Raw genomic sequence first — 19,921 nt, 5'->3', positions numbered from 1 at the left:
TCTAATGTGTTGATTTACGCTGACTTAAATCGGTCAGGAATCTTAGTGATGCTCTCTCTGTAGCTAAACCATAAGTAGGTAACGGCAAGCGAAAAGAATAAATATGAAAGTGCGAATACGATTGGAGACGTGATTAATTCCGCGGACATTCCCCACATCACACCGACTACGGTTATCGTCAACTTAGAAAGCATACCGCAAATGAGTAGGAATAAAGCAAGCTGTGGAAAGCGCGAGCTGCGAAATGCGAAGAAATAACAGCTACCTACCGCTAAAGAAGCAATAGATAAGCCCAACATAAATGAATGGATGTGGTCTGCTGATGCGATACCAGCGGATACCGAAGCCATGAGTAATAGGAACAGTTTCATAAGTCACCTCACAACAAATCTAAAAAGCATCCCTTCATAAATGAAAACTCATTTTTCACTATATTCTGCGCCTAAAATCAGCAATTACAAGTTACTTTTTTGCTCACTTAATGAACATAAAAGCTAATCAGCTTCAATTATTACAAAAGGTTAACAATTAAAAATTAAGAAACCCTTTGCATCTGATACTTACGACAGTTAGATGATAAATTCGCCATTTTTGTTACAAATGGTTAACATGGAAACATTTTGAAATTTTTTATTTGAAATGTGAACTGTGCACTCAACAGCGTAAAACCTCTCTGTCTTGACTCATCATTCGTTATTAGCGAACAAAAAATATCACTTTTTTACAACGTTCTTACTACATACAAAACCATGAATTCACATCCACTTTTAATGTTGCAAATTATTTTATCAGTAACCGTAAAAAGAGATTCCAATCACATATTTATTGGTTATAATCCGCGCTCATTGCGTTAAACGTTGAAAAACGCAAACTAATTTTGAGAAAAAACATCTTTAAACCAACCTTCTTTGCGGCATTGCCAATAAGAGGAAAAACTGAGAATAAAAATGAGCAAGATTGATAAAGCTATGCGCATCCTGTTAGCAGGGTTCTGTATCAACCTTTGTCTTGGCATCCTGTATGCTTGGAGTGTATTCAACAAGGCACTGGTAACTGAATCAGGCTGGAGTGCTGCAGAAGCTTCTGCACCTTACGCAACTGCAACCATCACTTTCTCTATCTGTCTTCTTATTGCAGGTATTCTTCAAGACCGCATGGGCCCTCGAATGATCCTTATCCTAGGTACTGTTCTTACAGGTCTGGGCATGATCGCGTCTGGCTTTGTTGACACTCCACTCATGCTGAACATTACCTTCGGTGTGATCACAGGTGCAGGTATCGGTTTTGGTTACGCATGCCTATCACCTTCTGCGATGAAGTGGTTCCACGCTTCGAAGAAAGGTATGGTTAACGGCATTATTGCGGCAGGTTTTGGTCTAGCGGCTATTTACCTTGCGCCAGTAACTTCTGCGCTAATAGACAGCATGGGCATTCAAACTAGCTTTATGGTTCTTGGTGTTGGTATCCTAGCGATTGCGGTTCCTCTTGCAGCAACCATCAACAACCCACCAGCAGACTACACACCTGCGGAGCCTAAAGTAAAAGAAGGCCAAGCACCTAAAGCGGTGAAAAAGTCAGATGACTTAACTTGGAAAGCAATGTTGAAAACGCCACAGTTCTACTCTCTATGGATCATGTACGCGTTTGCAGCTTCTGTTGGTCTAATGATCATTGGTAACATCACGACAATCGCAAGCGTTCAAGCAAACTTGCCAAACGCGGTTTACCTAGCGTCTATTCTTGCTGTATTTAACTCTGGCGGTCGTGTTGCCGCGGGTATGCTTGCAGATAAAATCGGCGGTGTTCGTACGCTTCTACTCGCGTTCGTTCTACAAGGCGTAAACATGGTGCTGTTCGCGACGTTCGACTCTGAGTTTACACTGATCATCGGTACAGCAATCGCAGCGGTAGGTTACGGCACACTTCTAGCGGTATTCCCTACTCTAACGGCTGAGTTCTACGGTCTGAAAAACTACGGCACTAACTACGGCGTGCTTTACACAGCATGGGGTATCGGTGGTGCAATCGGCGCAGCGGTTGTTGGTTTCTCGATGACAAATGGCGACGGCTACACCTTGGCTTACACAATTTCTTCAGCAATGATGGCAGTATGTATCGTACTAGCGTTCATCACTAAGCCATTGTCTGAAGCGAAAGTAGCACAGCTAAAAAACGCATAATTGCGAATTGATTTGATAGCGAAAAGGCTTAACCTATGGGTTAAGCCTTTTTTGTTATCGGTCGTTTATGGAAAGCCCTATCGAACTTGCACCAGACTACTATCTAGAGAACTTCTTCAAGCTGACTCATCACGCAATAACTTGGTACAGCGATTTACTGACCAAGGAAGAACACGCATGGCTTTGCTCGTTTGATTCTTTGAGCAAACACGCCCAGTGCCTTTTGGTGCGTTTATACAGCCGAAAGGGATGTTGGTTTCGAAGTGATAAGCTGAGTTATCAAGAAATACCTTCTATCAATGAAGCACTGGCAGAATTGAGTCAGCATGAGTTTGTAGCCCTTTCCCCACCCCTTTCTCATCAAGAGTTAGCGGCTAATTTACTGACCAAACCAGAAATCTCCGCGCTTTATCCCGAACTGCCGAAATCACTCAAGAAAGACGCCCTTGTCGAACATTTGAGTAATACGGAATTTGATCGTATAGAGCGGCTTGAGTTTACGATCGTCAAACTCAATTCTGCTCATATGATCGACGTGTTACTCACTCTGTTTTTTGCCAACACCCATCAAGACTTAAGTCAGTTTGTGCTTGATGACTTAGGTTTGCATCAGTTCGAGCAATATCAATTGAGTAAAGTGCGCCGTTTCTTTGATTCACGTGAGCAAATAGACCGCTTAATTGAACTGAGCCAGTTGGCCAACCTGTACTGGCAATTTGACCGAAAAGACAAAGCCAATCTCGACTTATTAATTGAGGCAATGCCTCAGCCCGTTAAACACCGTTACGTAGATCGTAAACGCGAGCACATGTTGAATGACATAGCACGTGATTACGAACGGCTTAATGATCTAGAGACCGCCCTATCTCTATTTGGCCAAACTCAACTCACACCGAGCCGAGAACGACGCGCACGTATCTATGACAAATTAAACCATGATGATTTATTTGGTGACATTGTCACAGATATGCTTAACTCACCGATCGATGTGTCTGAGCTCGAAGTTGCACAAAAACTTGAGCAACGGTTAAAACGAAAACAAGGCGAGAAAGTGCCAAGAGTGACGAAGCCAACCTGTACGGAATACCGCCTTGAACTGGATTTATCTCAACAGAGAGTCGAACTCGCCAGCAAAGCGTATTTTGAGTCCTTAGGCTGGACTGTATTTTACGCCGAAAATGCACTGCTTAATGCATTACTTGGTCTCACTTTTTGGGATGCGATTTTCGCTCCCATCGAAGGCGCATTCATCAATGCCTATCAACACCGTCCTTTAGATTTGTACCATTCTGATTTTGTTACCAAACGCCAAGCTTTGATAGATGCGACGTTTGATGAGTTGGAAACGGGCAATACTCATACGTTGTTAACTAGGTACGATGAGAAGTTTGGTATCAGCAATCCATTTGTGCATTGGAGCTTAATAAGTAAAGAGCTACTCGAAACGGCACTCAATACAATCCCAACTAGCATGTTGGTGGCGCTATTTAAAATACAATTGAGTGACCTAAAGCTTTACCGCAATGGGATGCCTGATCTGATTGCTTTCAAAGGAAACGAGTTCGAATGGATTGAAGTAAAAGGCCCAGGAGATAAACTCCAAGACAACCAATGGCGTTGGATTAAAGAGTTTACTCGCCTTAATGTGCCATTTGCGGTGTGTTACGTCGCCGCAAGTTAACTCTCTTTATATAAAGAGCTTGGCGCATATTCATTAAAACAATTTCTTTTTTACCGCACCTTGCTCTTTTTCTGAAATATTTTTGTTTCTTCACGATCACTTCACGCTTCATCACACACAATGCGCTTCTACTCATTAAGTTGATTTGAAGAGGCAAAATAAAATGAACAAAACCATTCTTGCGTTACTCGTTACCTGCTCAGTTTCGGTATCTGCGGCTCCTTATGTAGGTCTGGAATATGGACTAGGCACCACTGACCATGACTTGGAACCTCACTTTTCATCTGAAAATGTAACGCTTAATCCAGAACTTGAGGGTGGTATCTTCTCAGGTTTTATCGGTTACTCGTTTAATGACAATTGGGCAATTGAGCTAGGTTACAGCCAGTTTGACCTTGATGACGGCCGTTCTAAGAACCTTGGTATCAAGACAATTGATGGCAAAGATTACCATCATGAAATGGATTGGGATGCCTCTATCACAGCCAAACAAGTCTCGCTAGCACCAGTGTTTAGCTATGCATTAAGTGATAAATGGACAACAAAATTCAAAGCGGGTTTAACTTACACACAATACGACGCCAAGGTTGCTCAACATCAAGAATATGAGCTTGTCGCGAATGACGATGTGGAAATAAGCAACACGCTTTTCCATAGCTCGGAGAAAAGCAACGAGTTAGGCGCAATGTTCTCTGTGGGCGCGGAATACCAAGTGTTGCCAAAGCTCACCATTGGCGCAAACGCTAAATACCAACTAGACAGCTACGCAAACACTGCATCCTTTAACGTAGGCACAACTTATTACTTCTAATATAAGGAGATGATAATGAAAAGAGTATTGTTAACATCCATGCTTGCCCTACTTTCAAGCTCGGCTTTCGCCGCGTTTAATGGTCCAGAAGTCAGTGCAATCAATACGGTGAAAGAGGCGCGCAACGCAACCGACGACAGCGCTGTAGTGCTAACCGGGCATATTGTTCAATCATTTGGTAACGAGACTTACTTGTTCAAAGACAACACTGGTGAGATCGAAGTAGAGATCGACAACGAAGATTGGATGGGTCAAGAAGTGACACCAAAAGATACCGTAATGATTCGAGGAGAGGTTGACTCAGATTGGACAACTACGCAGATAGACGTTGAGACCATTCAAAAACGTTAAGAGGTTGACTGATACCTCAACACAAGCAACACAGCCACATTTTAGTGGCTGTGTTAAGCAATAATCATGGAAAACGCTCGTTTAGCTAGTCAAGCAAGGGCAATCTTGCGGTACGACTAATCGTATACTCTTAGGCTGAACATCAAATCTAATGGTTCTCGAATGATAAGGTTCTCCATCTAAATTAAGAGGCAATGGATTCGGGAAGTCTATCTCCAACCAGCTTGCTCTTGTGTACTTCACAAACTCTCCTTTCTCACTCGGGTTATTGATCTCGTCGATTACTTTAGGCAGCTCATGAGGTAAAAATGGGCGCACCAATGTTAGATCCATCAGCCCATCATTAATCATCGCTTTTGGAGCTAACTCTTGCCCACCTCCAGCAAGGCGCCCATTACAAAACGCACCGAGCAACATTTCTCCCTGATACGCACCACCTTCAATCGTTATTGTTCCGTCATATGGTTTAAAGCCAAGTGCTTTTACAACACCAGTTAGCGTGTAAGCTCCGCCGCCAAGAAAGTTTTTGAGTTCAACAGGCGTTTCTGCTGTAACTTCTGCGCCAAACCCTGCTGTTGCCACGTTAATAAAGCAGCGATCGTTCGCTTTGACGCAATCGACCAAAGCGGACTGCCCCTCAACAGCAAGAGATAAAGACGCCTTAATGGAATTAGGTACTTGAATAGCGGTAGCAAAGTCATTGGCGGTACCAAGTGGAATAATTGCTAACTCAGGACGTTTTTCTTTGTCAATTTGAATAATCGCAGAAGCCGCCTCATTGACGGTCCCATCGCCACCAGCGACAACAATACGTTCAATGCCTTCATCAACCGCTTCTTTTACTAGCCGCGGCATGTCTTGAGATTCCCACGTCACACGCACCTGTACGTCGATGCCTTTGTCTCTCATTTTCATGATTGCATCTCTTAACTCTGGATTCCCAGCTTTTTTTCCGTTAAGGATGGCACGTATTGTCTTTTTCATTGCACTTCCTATTGGTTGATGACTTTTCCTGCTTGCTTAATCTGTGAACGCAACCACTGATGGGCGCTGTCGTTTGTGCGACTAGGATGCCAGATTGTGCAAAGCTCATACATTTGTTCATCAAATGGCATTGATAAAGATTTAACATGATAGGTGTTATTGAACAAGTTGATCATCGACTCTGGCATTAAACCAATGTATTCACTACCACAAATAATTGGGAGCATTTCTAGTACGCCTGAGGCTCGATACTTAATCTTTCTCTTATCCAAGTCGACAATGTCATCGGCGTTTAACAAGCTCTTACGACTCTGCCACTGCGAAACCACTACGTGTTCTTCTTCAAAAAATTGTTCAGCCGTAATCTCGTCATTCAGGCGTGGATGCGCTTCGCTACATACCACCACCAAACGCTCCGTAAGTACAGTTTCCAGTTTTAACACCGTTCTTGCTCTTGGTGTGATATCAATGATCAAATCGTATCGTTGTAACCGCAGATCACTTTCAAAATCTTCCGTAAAAAGCGGATGTACTTCTAATGCAACATTTGGCGCCGACACACGGATTTGTTTCATGACTTGAGGTAGCAACTCAAAGCTTGCAACGGACACACAGGCAATAGAAAACACTCTATTCGACACTTTAGGGTCAAACTCACTAGAGGCCGATAATGTCGAAGTGAAATTTTGTACTGAAGCTAGAAGAGCAGGATAAATATCCATCGCAAACGAGGTAGGCTCGACACCTTTAACGCAACGATGAAACAATGGATCATCGTAGATATCACGTAGCCTTGCTAGCGCTTTACTCACCGCAGGCTGGGTGATGTTTAAACGCGCCGCCGCCCGAGACAAGTTACGCTCTTCATAGATGGCAGTGAAAATGGGAATAAGATTAAGGTCGGTCGGTTTCATGCTATTAAATTTTTCAAAAGTCACTTTCTCTATTTTAATCTAACAGCATGATCCTTCACGTAGCCAAGTGCAATAAATGGGCGGTATCGCTTGTTTTAATGAGTTTTAACTCAATTTTGACGCACTTCATTCACCACATAAACTGGCACCATAGTGCAACGTAAAGCTTGACTTAGGCTTTGCCTAGGTAAGGGGTAAGAAACTCGCTGACTTCCTCGCCGCACAAACCCGTTTCTACCTCTATACCTGCTTGTTTTAGAATCTCGATACCTCGACCACTGTTGCGCGGGTCGGGGTCCAATATGGCTACGACGACTTTGCTTATGCCGGATTTGACTAATGTCACCGCGCAAGCTGGCGTGCGACCAACAAACGAACACGGTTCCAGCGTAACGTATGCCGTCACCGATTCTAACGAGCCTTGATACGCATTCAGCGCTTCCACTTCCGCGTGATTGCCACCAATCGCTTGAGTATGACCTTCAGAAACGATTTGATTGTCTTTCACTAACACGCAGCCAACCGACGGGTTGGGTTGACATTCAGGAAGCGCATTTTTGGACACTTCCAATGCGCGGCGCATAAACTCTTGGCTCATTTGAACTCTATTCTCTAATAAAAACGAGGCGCTATATTAGCGCCCCGTTTTATTCATTGCCATCTCTTCCAATGACTTTGTCCAGTTCTGGTAACGCTCGCGGAATACGGAATTTAAAGCGTTTTTGTTTGGTCTGGACTTTGCGCCACATCGACTTCAGTAAATGAGCGCTATTTTCACCATTTTGCATTCGCGACGCACTTTTTTGCCACGATTCACTCGTATCGGCTTTGGTCATTTCTAGCTCGGCCGTATTTAAACGCAATTGTTTGTACAATATGGTCCTTGCTTCAGACCAACGTTTAGCCTTTAACAAACGGTGGAACGTCAGCCATGCTGGTGTCGGTCTGTTGCGGTAGTAACGTTTAATGGCTACCAATGAAATAATCACAAAACCCAGAAATACAAGCGTGGATACAATCCATGCAAAGTACGTTTTGATGAAGGATTTCAACGTGTGCTTCGCAGCAAATGTTTTGCCCTCTAACACCACCGTTTCCACTTGTTGAGTCTTACTGTTCCACCAACGGAACTCATAATCTGGCAGGGTTAATTCACCACCTTGTTGAATCACGTACACACTCTCTTCTGTGCGTGTTGACTGGTAGTCACCACGTGTTTGCGTATCTGTAAGACGGTGCGGTTGAGGATACGCTTGGTAACGGGTTGTTGATTCTCCTTTCAACAAGTCTGGTAGCAACACAGATAGCGAATCATGAGCCAAAATGGTGATTTTACGCGTGATTGCATCCCCAACTTTGAGTGACTCAGTGGAGGTTTCCCACTCTTGTTTTACGTCTACGTGCGTTGCAGAAAACCAAGGCGTATCACCGCTCAACAATCCCGATGGCAAGACAGTTTTGAACTTAATCGGCTGCGTATAAAGTGTGCCTGACACCTTCTCGCCATCCGGCGCCGACACCTGAACGCCCACAGCGACAGGTGGAATCACAAAATCACCAGATGCTTGTGGATACAAAGTCACTTCCCAGCGTTGACGCGACCAAGTTTGTCCCTCTTTTTGCTCAGTAAAGTTGGTTGCTAGTTGATTACGCTGTTTGGCGATAACATTGGGTATTTCAATATTGCCAATTCTCGTACCACCCGTAAACCAACGCGGCGTTGCCACTTCGATGGTTAAAATAACTTGCTCATTGACGCTAAAACTTGGTGTTTTACGCTTCTCCCCAGCCGTTGGTTGTTTACCAACCCACGCTAGTAACTCTACACCATGCTCTCGTTGAACGTCACGAATATCTTGAGCCAACACACTACTGCTCAGGAGGAAACCGAAACAGATAACTAACCACAAGGGTAAAGCAAAGGGCGTAAAACGGTGGCTTTTCATCATTGCACCGCCTCCTCTGTATTTTCGTTCGCAGTAGAAGTTGATTCTCCGGTTTCTATTGAACGCAATTGAATCTGAAACTTCGCATTTAAGAAGTATTTAGGATCCGCTTCGACTCGCTTTAACCATTTGTCGGCTAATTCTTGGCTACCTAAGATGTCGTCTGCACTTAACGTCTCTTTAATCATCAACTCCGCTGACGTTTTTTCATCCGCCCCTTCTGCGGTTTGAGGGTTATCGCCTAGCTCGGTTGATGCTTCTTGCTCCGTTCCTGCCTGACTCTCACTCATCCGGTTGATGTCCTCTACAATACCACCAATCACTTTCAAGTTATGCTCAACATCCGGTCTTAGCCTCTCGCTTAATGTTGGCTTGTTGGCTAGGGATTTTAACAAGTCACGTGCAGCCAAATATTCACGCTGACGCGCCAATGCACTCGCCGCATTATAAAGACCGTAATCTCGAACCTCTTCGGACGGGTCGTTTTGCATTTCCAAAAACGCACTGTGGGCGAGTTCAAACTCGCTAGCGTAGTAGTACGCCGTCCCTTTGCGTAATGGATCGACAAAGTGTTTCGCGGCTTCTAAATACGCTTGTTGGTTGAACAAACGCTGTCCTTGTTGATCTGGCGTTAGCCACAAATCCCACCACCATTGCGTCACCTTGTCGAAAGCCGTCACTTTTTGCACAACTTGTGGCTGCTCGGCTTTAACTGAAATGTTCTCGGCCAATGCACTTGTTGGCATCAATAACGTGCCGCTCACCATTACAATCACGCACCACTGCACTAACCACCCTTTTCTAAACCACAGCATCATGATCAGCGCGATTGGGAACAGAAGTTGATACCCCATGTCTTTCCAAGGCATTGAAGATTCGCCATTAAGCTGCATATTGCGCTCAACGTATCGATTCAGTTGCTCGATATCACTATTATCGACGGTCACTTCCACCAATCGACCGTTAGTCTGACTAGCCAGTTTTTGTAGAGAATCCAAATCCATTGGGTTGTTACTCACAATGTCAGCATTCCCTGCCGCAAGAATTAACAGTTGATAAGGTTTGCCCGAGAAATACGCTTGGTATTGCTCAATCGTGGCTGGATTAACGCCATCACTCACCAACAGAACGGTGGAGCCTGGTTGACCTTGCAATTGTTGATCAATTAACGGCAAGGCTTTTTCGGCAAGCTTACCTTGCACGGGCATAATTTCTGGCGTAATGGCCGCCAAAAATGGGTCAAATACTTTGCTGTCTTGAGTTATAGGCATCGCGACATGAGCACTGCCCGCGAACACGACTAAACCCGTTTTTCCGCCTTTTCGCGCGGCTAGCAAATCGCGTATTTTCTGTTTGGAACGCTCAAGGCGGCTTGGTGGGAGATCTTTTTGCAGCATCGAGTCGCTGTTATCAAGCACCACAAGCATAGAGGCTTTATCTTCGCCAAAGGGAGAAGATTCTCGTTGCCACGTTGGGCCTGCACAAATCACAATGGCGATGAACACAATCAGCATCAAGAGCTTAAGCGGCAGTTGCTTACGCCAGCCTCGCTCACCTATCGTCAAAGCATTGCGTAAATGTTCGGGCAGAATATCCTTCCAGCTTGGCTTGCTTTCTTCTCGCCAGCGTAACCACACCAAGAAAAACATGGGTACCAAAGCCAGTAACCACAGTGGTCGAATAAAATGAAACTGCGTAAAGAATTGCGTCCAACTAAGAGAATCAAACATCGCTCTCTCCTAATGATGATCGTGTTGCAGCCCTTCTTTTGAGTGTTGCGACGCTGAACGCGAGCAAATGCATGATGACCACTAACGCCATCAAGTAATGATGAAGGCTTTGTTTTGGGCGGTATGTAGTGCTTTCGTAAAGTTGAGGTTCCAGTTTGCCAATTTCGTCGTAGGCAGCCGATAGTTCATCACGGTTGAGTGCTTCAAACGCTTCACCGCCGGATTCTTTCGCAATGCGATGAATCGTCTCCATATCCAACGCGGTTTCACCTATCGTTTCCGGATCGCCCATCGCAATGACGTGTACTCTCACGCCTTTGGCTTTCGCCACTTTCGCCGCATCAATCGGTTCAACAAAACTGCCCGTGTCGTTACCATCGGTTAATACAATCGCGACTTTTTCACGGTTTTGGTCTTGTTCTAAAGCACCACGCGACTTATCGCTTTGCTCAAAAACTTTAATCGCTAAGCCAATCGCATCACCAAGATGGGTACTCTGCCCTGCCATTGCCACATCGGTTTGGTTAAGCAGTTCGAGCCACACTTTTTGGTCTGCGGTAAATGGCGTTTGCACGAAAGCAGCATCACCAAAAAGCACCAAGCCTAATCGGTCACCTTTACGAGACTGAACAAACTCCGACAGCACTTCTTTTGCCGCATCAAGACGAGAAATTTTTTCGCCTGTACGTGAGGTGAAATCTGGCTCGGCCATGGAGCCCGAAAGATCCACCACCACCACCACATCGCGACCTAAACTCTCGCGAACTTGAGGCTCGCCTAACACGGTGGGTTTTGCCATCGCACACACCACCAAAAGCCATGAGAGAATTAACGTTGCTCGTTGCCACCAACTCGGGGTCAACTGGCTTGCACCTTCTGATGGCGTCTCGCCAATCGCTTCCACCAGCTGACTAAAAAACGGCACTTTGATCGCCATTTGCTTAGTGCGATATGCAGGCACCAAGTAGTACACCACCAACGGCAAGGGCAAAACCAGAAACCACATTGGGTGAGCAAATTCAAAACCAGACAAACCAGTTATCGATGCAAGAAGATCATTCATGTTGACCTCCCTGATGTGCTTTGCGTTTCAATCGTGGTGATTTATTTGCCGCGCTTTTTTGAGCATCACAACGGTGCTCACTCACCCAGTTTTTCGCACGAGCAATAAGCGTTACTCGCTCTTCGTTGGTTAGCGTAACGCTTGGGTCAACAATACTTTGTAGCCAACACTTTGAAAGCTCATCGTTAAAAACCATTTGCGAGTTTGCTTGAGAGTCTCTGGTTTGCGGATACAGCGCATCGAGCTTGCGCAGAAAGGCGGTATCAAACAATTTCGCGTTGCGGCTATCAATATGAATCAGCACTATTTTAAGCACAGAGAACAATACTTTTGGCATGTCTTTGTCGCTCGGGTTGATTTGCGAAATCGCCAGTAGAGCTTCTTTTCGGTAACGATTATGCCACCATTGCCGAGCCAAGCGATATGCGAAATATACCAATGCAATGAACGCAACCGCCGCTAAAATTTTCCAGCCAATAGTTTGCGGGTACCAACTCACGCTAGATGGTACGGCCACATCATGCAGCTCTCTGAGTATGTAGGTACTTGGAGGCGTAGGAAGATCACTCATTTAACGCCCTCCTACCAGTTTTTGGAATTGTTTAATGTGCTCACCTGTCGTATCGAGTTCGATGTGCGGAAGGTGTTTCATCGCCATAAGTTGAGAGAGTGATTGACGCTGTAAGCTAGTTCGAGCCTCAAGCTTTGCGCTCGCAGCTTCTACCTTTGCTTTGCTGTCTAAATTGAGTTGATACTGCCCGTCACCAACCACCCATTTCGATTTTGCCAAATCGTCTGGTAGCGCTTGTTCTAATGGGTCACTGACCATCACTGCAAGAACATCGTTGTGCTGTTGTAGCTGTTTAAGGTGATCAAGGTGGTGCTCCTCGCAGTCGCTCCAGTCGCTGATAAAAATCAAAGTGGATTGCTTGAGCTTCATGCGTTTAATAAGCTCAATCCATTGACTGAACGTTACTTTTTCGGAATTGCAGGAGTCCACATTGAGCGATTGATTGGCTTTAGCGAGACGTTTAAGTTGCGCCAGAAGATCGTTTTGCGAACGCTGTGCCTTGCTGTGAAACAATGCCTGCGGGGATGCGATGACAAAACCGACTCGGTCGCCATCTTTTAATACTCGCCACCCACACATCGCTGCGATCTCTGCCGCGACAACTGATTTCATTACTTGCGTCGAAGCAAAAAACATTGTGCTTCTCTGGTCGACACACACGATTACGTTGCGATCTTTTTCTTCTGTATAGCTGCGCACGTGCGGCTTACCTGTACGCATCGTAACTTTCCAATCAAGGTTACGAATATCGTCACCCAATTGGTAATGGCGCAGCTCTTCGAAGTTCAATCCACGACCGCGAAACAACGAATTGTGTCGGCCAGAGAGTACGCTACCCGCTTTTAGATGAGGAAGTAAACTGAATGATTCTGCTTGTGCTTGCAGACGTACTAAACGAGCATAATCGCAGTACAAACGGGGATCCATCCCCTGTGATTTTGGCGCAAGAGTTGGCTTAGCCATAATGCCTCCCACTTACCCAATTTCTACACAATCTAGCAGCTCTTGTACGACTCGTTGATGATCGACCCCATCTGCCAGTGCATCGTAGGTCAAAGAAAAACGGTGGCCCAATACAGACGGAACCATGGCACGCACATCGTCAGGAGTAACGTGGTCACGTCCTTGCATCCACGCATACGCACGAGCGCATTTGTCGAGTGCGATAGAAGCACGAGGACTAGAGCCAATCTCAATCCATTTTGCTAAGTTTGAATCAGCATAACGCTCTGGCTTACGAGTCGCCATCACTAACGCAACGATGTAGTTTTCCACTAGGTCTGATACCACGATGTTTGGTAACTGACGGCGCGCTTCTAGCAGCACGTCTGGCTCGATGTGTTTTGGCGTAATAATTTCGCTGCTGGTTTCCGCACCCAATTCTTCACTGCGCACCAAACGAATGATGTCACGTTCTGCGTCATCTTCTGGATAATCGACGGTAACCTTCATGATAAAGCGGTCCATTTGCGCTTCTGGCAGTGGGTACGTGCCCTCTTGCTCTACTGGGTTTTGCGTTGCAAGCACCATAAATAAGTCTGGCAATACGTGAGTTTTATCGCCTACTGTGATTGTGCCTTCGGCCATGGCTTCAAGCAGTGCCGCTTGTACTTTGGCAGGTGCACGGTTGACCTCATCAGCAAGTACAATGCTGTTAAAAATGGGCCCAGGTTGAAAGTGGAGTTGCGGCTTACCATCCAGCTCTTGATAAACCTCAGTACCCGTCACGTCAGATGGTAAAAGATCCGGCGTAAACTGGATTCGACCAAAACTGGTGTTTAACAAGTTCGCCAACGATTTTACGGAACGTGTTTTTGCCGTTCCCGGTAAACCTTCTAGCAGAATATGCCCATTTGTTAATAACCCGATGACTAAAGCTCGAACCACGTGGCTTTGTCCAATGACGCTTTTTTCTGTTTGTTCGATGAGTTCTTTTATCGCTTGTTGTGCGTGGTTCATAGGATACCTTTTCAATGGTTTAAGCCGTCTTTTCGATAGTTAAGTATAAGAACAAATGAAATAACTTAAGGTTATATTCACTATGTTATCTTTGCGGTTCTTGAGATTGGAGAAGTTGTGCAAGACCAACCAACATCGGTAACGCATAATCAAAGAACATTTTGATTCCCGAACACAAATAGTTTAGACCACTCTCACCATTCGGCGTTTTGATCAAACGGTTTTTTGGGCACTCACCCCAACAATAAGGCAAGTAAGGGCATTGCTTACAATACGTCGGCAATGAATCGCGTTTTGCCATGCCAAAAGTATATTGTCTTGTAGAGAAGGCCATTTCATTCAGTGAGTGTTCATGAATGTTGGCGAGTTTGTATTCTGGATACACATAGTGGTCGCAACTGAACACGTCGCCATTGTGCTCAATCGCCAACCCTTTGCCACAAAACTCCGCCGTCACGCAAAGCTGAGACGGTTTCCCCATTACTTGCGCCACCGCGGTTTCAAACAGATTAACCAGCACACGGCCAAGATCGTTATTCACCCACTCTTCAAAGGTCGCCATTAAAAAGCGTCCCCAGTCTTCAGGATCGACTGACCAATCCGTTACAATCGACATTGGATGCCCCGGTTTAGCCAGATCACTACCTTTGGTTGGGATCATCTGTTCGTTCCAAAACTGCGGCGCGGTTGTTTGGAAGTTGTTGGCTTCTACCACCGGCGCAAACTGAATATAAGTCACACCCAATTCTTGGGTTAAAAATCGATATACTTCGAGCGGGTATTTCGCATTGTGACGATTCACCGTGACCAACGCGTTGAATTTCACGCCATGCGCTTTGAGCTTATCTACCGCTTTCATCACGAGATCAAACGTTGGCTTACCGCTGCGGGTTTTGCGATATTTGTCGTGCAGCTCTCGTGGTCCATCAATCGACAAGCCAACTAGGAAGTTGTGCTCTTTTAAAAACGCACACCACTCATCGTTTAGCAAAATGCCGTTGGTCTGAAGGTCGTTTTCAATGCGAACGCCTTTCGGCTGATATTTCTTTTGCAAAGCTACGACATTGCGGAAATAGTCCAACCCAAGCAGCGTCGGCTCTCCGCCCTGCCATGAGAATACAATTTCTTCGCCATCCTGACTTTCGATATAGCTTTTCACGAACGCTTCCAGTGTTGCGTCGTCCATTTTTGGCTGCTTTTCTTGGTGCAGTAGATTTTCTTTATGCAGATAAAAGCAGTACTGACAATCGATGTTGCACTTTGCTCCGCCTGGCTTTGCCATCACATGGAATCGACGGTCATACGCGCCCAGAACCGGCGCTTTAGACGCCGTTTTAAGAGGAACAATAGGCATAGTAGTAGAATGGCGAGGGGAAATCTTACTCATACGTTTCTCACTATTACATATACCCAAATAACCTCGTGAGCGCTGTACAGCAAAAGTGAAGCTATTTGGGTATATAGCGCTCCAAAAAGCGCTATATAATCTTAATTTACTTAGAAGACTTAGGTACGAACGAACCTGCTTCCATACGAGGCGGGAATTCTTTGAATGTACCCATCACCTCTTTCACTGTATCCATTGCTGGCATCATTAAGAATGAACGCTCGTACATCCAACGAGAATAACCCATGCCTTGATCGCCTCGTTCAAATGGATCAATGCTCAAGTCAAAGATCAGTGGCACACGAAGTTTAGTGAACGGCTTACGCCATACATCCATACCCGTTTCATTCTCTTGAATCATAAAGTGGAACTTGTACTTTCCTTGGCGCAATGCCACAAGATCGCCGTCGTCGCTCCAGTAAACGAACTCATTTCGTGCGGATTTGTCTGACTTACCCGTTAAATATGGCAGTTGGTTGTAACCGTCTAGGTGAACTTTGTAGTCCATATCGCCAACTTTTTTGCCTTTTAGCAGTTCGTCTTTAACTTTGGTATCACCTGCCGCAGCAACTAGTGTCGGGAAAAAGTCCTCTAATGACATCATGCCGTTGAATGTTTTACCTGCCTCAATTTTTCCAGGCCATTTAATCAACATTGGCACACGGAAACTCCCTTCCCAGCCAGTGTTTTTCTCTGAGCGGAACGGTGTCATCCCTGCATCCGGCCACAAATCCACCATAGGGCCGTTGTCAGTGGTGTAAACAATGATTGTATTGTCATCCACACCTAACTCTTTGATCTTGTTAAGTAGCTGACCGATTTGGTCATCGTGCTGCTTAACACCATCCGCGTAGAAACCGGCACCTGTTTTACCTTGGTATTCTTCAGGAACATGCGTGAAGTTGTGCATGCGAGTGGTGTTAAACCAAGTAAAGAACGGCTTGTCCGCTTTTACTTGTTTTTCTATGAAGCTCTCAGCGGCATCAAGAAACTCACCATCAACATTTTCCATACGCTTACGCGTTAGTGGACCGGTATCTTCGATTTTGCCATCAGCGTAAGAATGGATAACGCCACGAGGGCCAAATTTCTTCTTGAACTCCGGATCTTTAGGGTAATCCACGTTCTCTGGCTCTTCTTCTGCGTTCAAGTGGTATAGGTTGCCGAAGAATTCATCAAAACCGTGGTTGGTAGGAAGATGCTCGTCTCGGTCACCTAAATGGTTCTTACCAAATTGTCCGGTTGCGTAACCCATTTGTTTAAGCACGGTTGCAATCGTCGGATCTTTTTCCGAGATACCTTCCGGAGCGCCTGGTAAGCCCACTTTTGATAGACCTGTACGTTTTGGCATTTGACCAGTGATGAATGCAGAACGGCCTGCTGTCGAGCTTTGCTGCGCGTAGAAGTTAGTGAACTTCGCACCTTCTTTAGCAATGCTATCTATGTTTGGCGTGTTGTACGCCATCATGCCTTGGTTGTAGGTACTAAGGTTCCAGTAACCAACATCATCACCAAAGATGACAAGAATGTTGGGTTTGTCCGCTGCATGTGCAACTGCAGATGCAGCGCCCAAAGCTAACGTACATGCGTTAAGTACGAGTTTTTTACTGCTCGTTTTGGTCGCATTTTTCATATTATCTCCAAGAGTTCGCTAGTGCGTAAAAATGGTATTCGCTTTTCAATACCATTGTTGATATAAGATAAAGCACTAATTTCAGGCGATAAATGCAGTCAAAATTAGTTAACCTATAAATTAAATTTATGAGTGACGTTATGGACTTGAATTTGATCCAAACTTTTCTTGTTGTTGCGGAGTTTCAATCTTATACAAAAGCCGCGGAACAATTAGGGCTTACACAACCTGCTGTGAGCGCTGCAATAAAGCGTTTAGAGCAAGTCGTCGATAAGCAATTATTCGTTAAAAAAGGGCGAGGTATCGCACTAACCTCCACCGCTTATCAATTACTGCCGCAATTCCAGCAAGCGGTTAATATTATTGACAATGCGATATCTGATAAAAATCATTTTGAAGTGTGTTGTTCGGAAATTTTGTTGCACATTATGGACCCGATAAAGAACACTATTTTTTATGAATCACCACCCGAAAAATTCCTATTATTTGAGCTGTTAAGACAACAAAAAGTCGATCTAGTAATCGATACGGTGATCACGAAAGATGCAGCGTTTATTATTGAAGATGCCTATGAGGAAGAAGCCGTGGTTATCTGTAGTGAGAACCATCCCCGTGTACACGGCACGCTCACAAAAGAGCAATTTTATGAGGAAACTCACTGTTTATTTTCAGGAAAATGGAACAACATGTCGGGGTTCGAGCAACTAGCAAAGGAAACAATTCAAGAAAGAAAAGTCGACTTGATCACCTCTTCGCTAGCGGGCATGGCGCTGTATGTCGCCCAAAGAGACAGTTTAGGGATCGTGTCTCAATCTTTTGCAAACAAGTGGAGCAAAGCGCTCAAACTTCAAATTTTGCCCTGCCCCATTTCGATACGCTCTATCCCTTACAAGTTCGTTTACCATAAGCGAGAGGTAAACAACCCAGCCCACATCGCTCTACGTGAAAAAATCAAAGCCAACTTAACGGCAGCCCACTACGAACCAATTTGTTTATAAATCTTGTCAATTGAAGCGTTAGGCGTTTTCGTCATCAAGCTTTCTACAAACCTGAATAGATAGAATTTTACAGATAAAAAAAGAGGCTCACGTTAATGAGCCTCTTTCTAGATGTGGAACTTCACTTAGCTTTTCTTACTTATTTGGGTTCTCTTTTAGTTTCTCCATCACTTGATCGAGCGAGAAGCTTGCTGCTTTTTGCCTTGGTGGGAACTCTTTAAACGTTTCAAGGAATCTGCCAACGTAAGCTTGCGCAGGAACAAGCATGTAAGCACGGTCTAGCATCCAATCATAGTAAGTGTTAGAAGTGATATCAGCCACTTCGTAAGGATCCATACGCAAGTTGAAGATCTTAGGAACACGAAGTGTGGTGAATGGTTCAGCCCAAATACGCAACGTGCCTTTTGCTCGTTGCTCCATAAAGACCAGCTTCCATTTGTTATAACGAAGTGCAGTTAAGTCTCCATCATCTGAGAAGTAAAAAATTTCTTCACGTGGGGCCTTATCCTCTTTACCAGTCAAATATGGTAGGAAGTTATAGCCGTCTAGGTGAACTTTGAATTTCTTACCATTCGCACTATAACCTTTGAGCAATTTCTCTTTGATATTGTCATCACCCGCGGCAGCAACGAACGTTGGCATCCAGTCCATGTGATGCATGATATCATTCGAAACAGAGCCAGCTTTAATTTTACCCGGCCAACGTACCATCGCAGGAACTCGGTACGCACCTTCCCAGTTGGTATTTTTCTCTCCACGGAATGGCGTTGTGCCTGCATCTGGCCACGAGTTCATGTGTGGGCCATTATCGGTGGAGTAAAAGACGATTGTGTTGTCTTTAATACCCAAATCATCCACTTTTTTCAGCAGCTGACCTACATGATTATCATGCTCGACCATACCATCTGCATACTCGCTGATGCCTGTTTTTCCAGAGTTCTCTTCTTTCACATGAGTACGGAAGTGCATACGAGTTGCGTTCCACCAGACAAAGAAAGGTTTTTCAGCCTTGACTGCACGATCCATAAAGTCGAGTGCCGCATCTAACGTCTCTTCATCCACGGTTTCCATGCGCTTGCGAGTTAGAGGTCCTGTATCTTCAATTTTGCCATCAGCGTACGAACGGATAACACCGCGCGGACCGAACTTTTTACGAAACTCAGGATCTTTAGGATAATCGACGTTTTCTGGCTCCTCCTCGGCGTTCAAGTGATAAAGGTTGCCAAAAAATTCATCGAAGCCGTGATTAGTAGGAAGGTGCTCATCTTTATCACCTAAGTGGTTTTTACCAAATTGCCCTGTCATATAGCCCATCGGCTTCAGCATTTCGGCAATGGTTGCGTCCTCTTCCTTCAAGCCAAGATCAGCACCTGGAAGCCCCACTTTACTCAAACCTGTTCTAAGAACGGTTTGGCCCGTAATGAAAGTAGAACGGCCCGCTGTACAAGATTGCTCACCGTAATAGTCAGTGAACATCATGCCTTCTTTGGCGATACTGTCTATATTTGGTGTTTTGTACCCCATCAAGCCAAACGTGTAAGCACTGAGATTGGACTGGCCAATATCATCACCCCAAATGACGAGAATATTTGGTTTCTCTGCTGCGATACTGCTACTTGTCGCACCGATTAAAGCGGCGGCAAGAATCGCTAATCGGCGTTTAACGCCATATTTCGCTGTCATATAAACCTCTGTGTGTATTAGAAAAGTGCT

18 protein-coding genes are annotated in these 19,921 nt (G+C 45.0%); 5 read left to right on the top strand and 13 right to left on the bottom strand.

All coding sequences use genetic code 11. The annotated features are described in order from the left end of the window. Positions 1-14 precede the first annotated feature (14 nt). The gene (locus R7041_RS04885; RefSeq protein WP_005376535.1) at positions 15-371 is read right to left on the bottom strand and encodes a hypothetical protein; all 357 of its coding nucleotides are present in this window, start codon (positions 369-371) and stop codon (positions 15-17) included. A gap of 576 nt (positions 372-947) precedes the next feature. Between R7041_RS04885 and R7041_RS04880 the strand changes: the two genes are divergently transcribed. From R7041_RS04880 to R7041_RS04865, 4 genes are all read left to right on the top strand, one after another. Then, entirely contained in the window at positions 948-2,180 is a 1,233-nt protein-coding gene (locus tag R7041_RS04880) for an OFA family MFS transporter (protein ID WP_017635352.1), read from the top strand. 67 nt (positions 2,181-2,247) lie between these two features. Then, a complete protein-coding gene (locus tag R7041_RS04875) occupies positions 2,248-3,861 on the top strand; it encodes a VRR-NUC domain-containing protein (RefSeq protein ID WP_206948988.1) in 1,614 nt (537 codons plus the stop codon). A gap of 163 nt (positions 3,862-4,024) precedes the next feature. Continuing rightward, positions 4,025-4,672: an AcfA family outer membrane beta-barrel protein gene (locus R7041_RS04870; RefSeq protein ID WP_017635354.1), complete on the top strand. Its 648-nt coding sequence runs from the start codon at positions 4,025-4,027 to the stop codon at positions 4,670-4,672. A gap of 15 nt (positions 4,673-4,687) precedes the next feature. Beyond that, positions 4,688-5,023 carry a YgiW/YdeI family stress tolerance OB fold protein gene (locus R7041_RS04865; protein WP_017635355.1) on the top strand — a complete coding sequence of 112 codons (336 nt, stop codon included), beginning with the start codon at positions 4,688-4,690 and terminating at the stop codon, positions 5,021-5,023. Positions 5,024-5,104: 81 nt separating this feature from the next. Here R7041_RS04865 and yegS read toward each other — a convergent pair whose 3' ends face one another. From yegS to R7041_RS04810, 11 genes are all read right to left on the bottom strand, one after another. Continuing rightward, positions 5,105-6,007: a lipid kinase YegS gene (yegS, locus tag R7041_RS04860; protein ID WP_017635356.1), complete on the bottom strand. Its 903-nt coding sequence runs from the start codon at positions 6,005-6,007 to the stop codon at positions 5,105-5,107. An 8-nt stretch (positions 6,008-6,015) separates the two neighbouring features. Beyond that, positions 6,016-6,921 carry a LysR family transcriptional regulator gene (locus tag R7041_RS04855; RefSeq protein ID WP_005376541.1) on the bottom strand — a complete coding sequence of 302 codons (906 nt, stop codon included), beginning with the start codon at positions 6,919-6,921 and terminating at the stop codon, positions 6,016-6,018. A gap of 172 nt (positions 6,922-7,093) precedes the next feature. Further along, positions 7,094-7,519 carry a bifunctional diaminohydroxyphosphoribosylaminopyrimidine deaminase/5-amino-6-(5-phosphoribosylamino)uracil reductase RibD gene (locus R7041_RS04850; RefSeq protein ID WP_064369291.1) on the bottom strand — a complete coding sequence of 142 codons (426 nt, stop codon included), beginning with the start codon at positions 7,517-7,519 and terminating at the stop codon, positions 7,094-7,096. A 49-nt stretch (positions 7,520-7,568) separates the two neighbouring features. Beyond that, entirely contained in the window at positions 7,569-8,870 is a 1,302-nt protein-coding gene (locus tag R7041_RS04845) for a BatD family protein (protein ID WP_017821551.1), read from the bottom strand. After that, positions 8,867-10,597 (bottom strand): VWA domain-containing protein, encoded by a 1,731-nt coding sequence (locus R7041_RS04840; RefSeq protein ID WP_025767854.1) that lies wholly within the window; start codon positions 10,595-10,597, stop codon positions 8,867-8,869. The genes R7041_RS04845 and R7041_RS04840 overlap by 4 nt, the downstream gene beginning before the upstream one ends. Further along, on the bottom strand, positions 10,590-11,660 hold the full coding sequence (locus R7041_RS04835) for a vWA domain-containing protein (RefSeq protein ID WP_206948987.1): 1,071 nt from the start codon (positions 11,658-11,660) through the stop codon (positions 10,590-10,592). The genes R7041_RS04840 and R7041_RS04835 overlap by 8 nt, the downstream gene beginning before the upstream one ends. Continuing rightward, a complete protein-coding gene (locus R7041_RS04830; protein ID WP_017635361.1) occupies positions 11,653-12,231 on the bottom strand; it encodes a DUF4381 domain-containing protein in 579 nt (192 codons plus the stop codon). The genes R7041_RS04835 and R7041_RS04830 overlap by 8 nt, the downstream gene beginning before the upstream one ends. Continuing rightward, positions 12,232-13,194, bottom strand: coding sequence for a DUF58 domain-containing protein (locus tag R7041_RS04825; RefSeq protein ID WP_017821549.1), 963 nt, complete (start codon positions 13,192-13,194; stop codon positions 12,232-12,234). It abuts the gene before it with no gap. A gap of 12 nt (positions 13,195-13,206) precedes the next feature. Then, a complete protein-coding gene (locus R7041_RS04820) occupies positions 13,207-14,190 on the bottom strand; it encodes an AAA family ATPase (protein ID WP_206948986.1) in 984 nt (327 codons plus the stop codon). Positions 14,191-14,275: 85 nt separating this feature from the next. Next, positions 14,276-15,577, bottom strand: a complete 1,302-nt coding sequence (locus R7041_RS04815; RefSeq protein WP_033906479.1) for an anaerobic sulfatase maturase — start codon at positions 15,575-15,577, stop codon at positions 14,276-14,278. 106 nt (positions 15,578-15,683) lie between these two features. Further along, on the bottom strand, positions 15,684-17,210 hold the full coding sequence (locus R7041_RS04810) for an arylsulfatase (RefSeq protein WP_017635363.1): 1,527 nt from the start codon (positions 17,208-17,210) through the stop codon (positions 15,684-15,686). A gap of 140 nt (positions 17,211-17,350) precedes the next feature. Here R7041_RS04810 and R7041_RS04805 point away from each other — a divergent pair, with 140 nt between their 5' ends. Continuing rightward, a complete protein-coding gene (locus R7041_RS04805; RefSeq protein ID WP_017635364.1) occupies positions 17,351-18,208 on the top strand; it encodes a LysR family transcriptional regulator in 858 nt (285 codons plus the stop codon). A gap of 135 nt (positions 18,209-18,343) precedes the next feature. Here R7041_RS04805 and R7041_RS04800 read toward each other — a convergent pair whose 3' ends face one another. Beyond that, positions 18,344-19,891 (bottom strand): arylsulfatase, encoded by a 1,548-nt coding sequence (locus tag R7041_RS04800; RefSeq protein WP_005376560.1) that lies wholly within the window; start codon positions 19,889-19,891, stop codon positions 18,344-18,346. Positions 19,892-19,921: the final 30 nt, after the last annotated feature.

It is taken from the genome of Vibrio sp. 1751 (genome assembly GCF_033339895.1).
In the GTDB taxonomy this organism is placed as follows: Bacteria; Pseudomonadota; Gammaproteobacteria; order Enterobacterales; family Vibrionaceae; genus Vibrio; species Vibrio alginolyticus.
The sequence above is the reverse complement of the archived record's forward strand: the minus strand, read 5'-3'. Positions and strand labels throughout refer to the sequence as shown.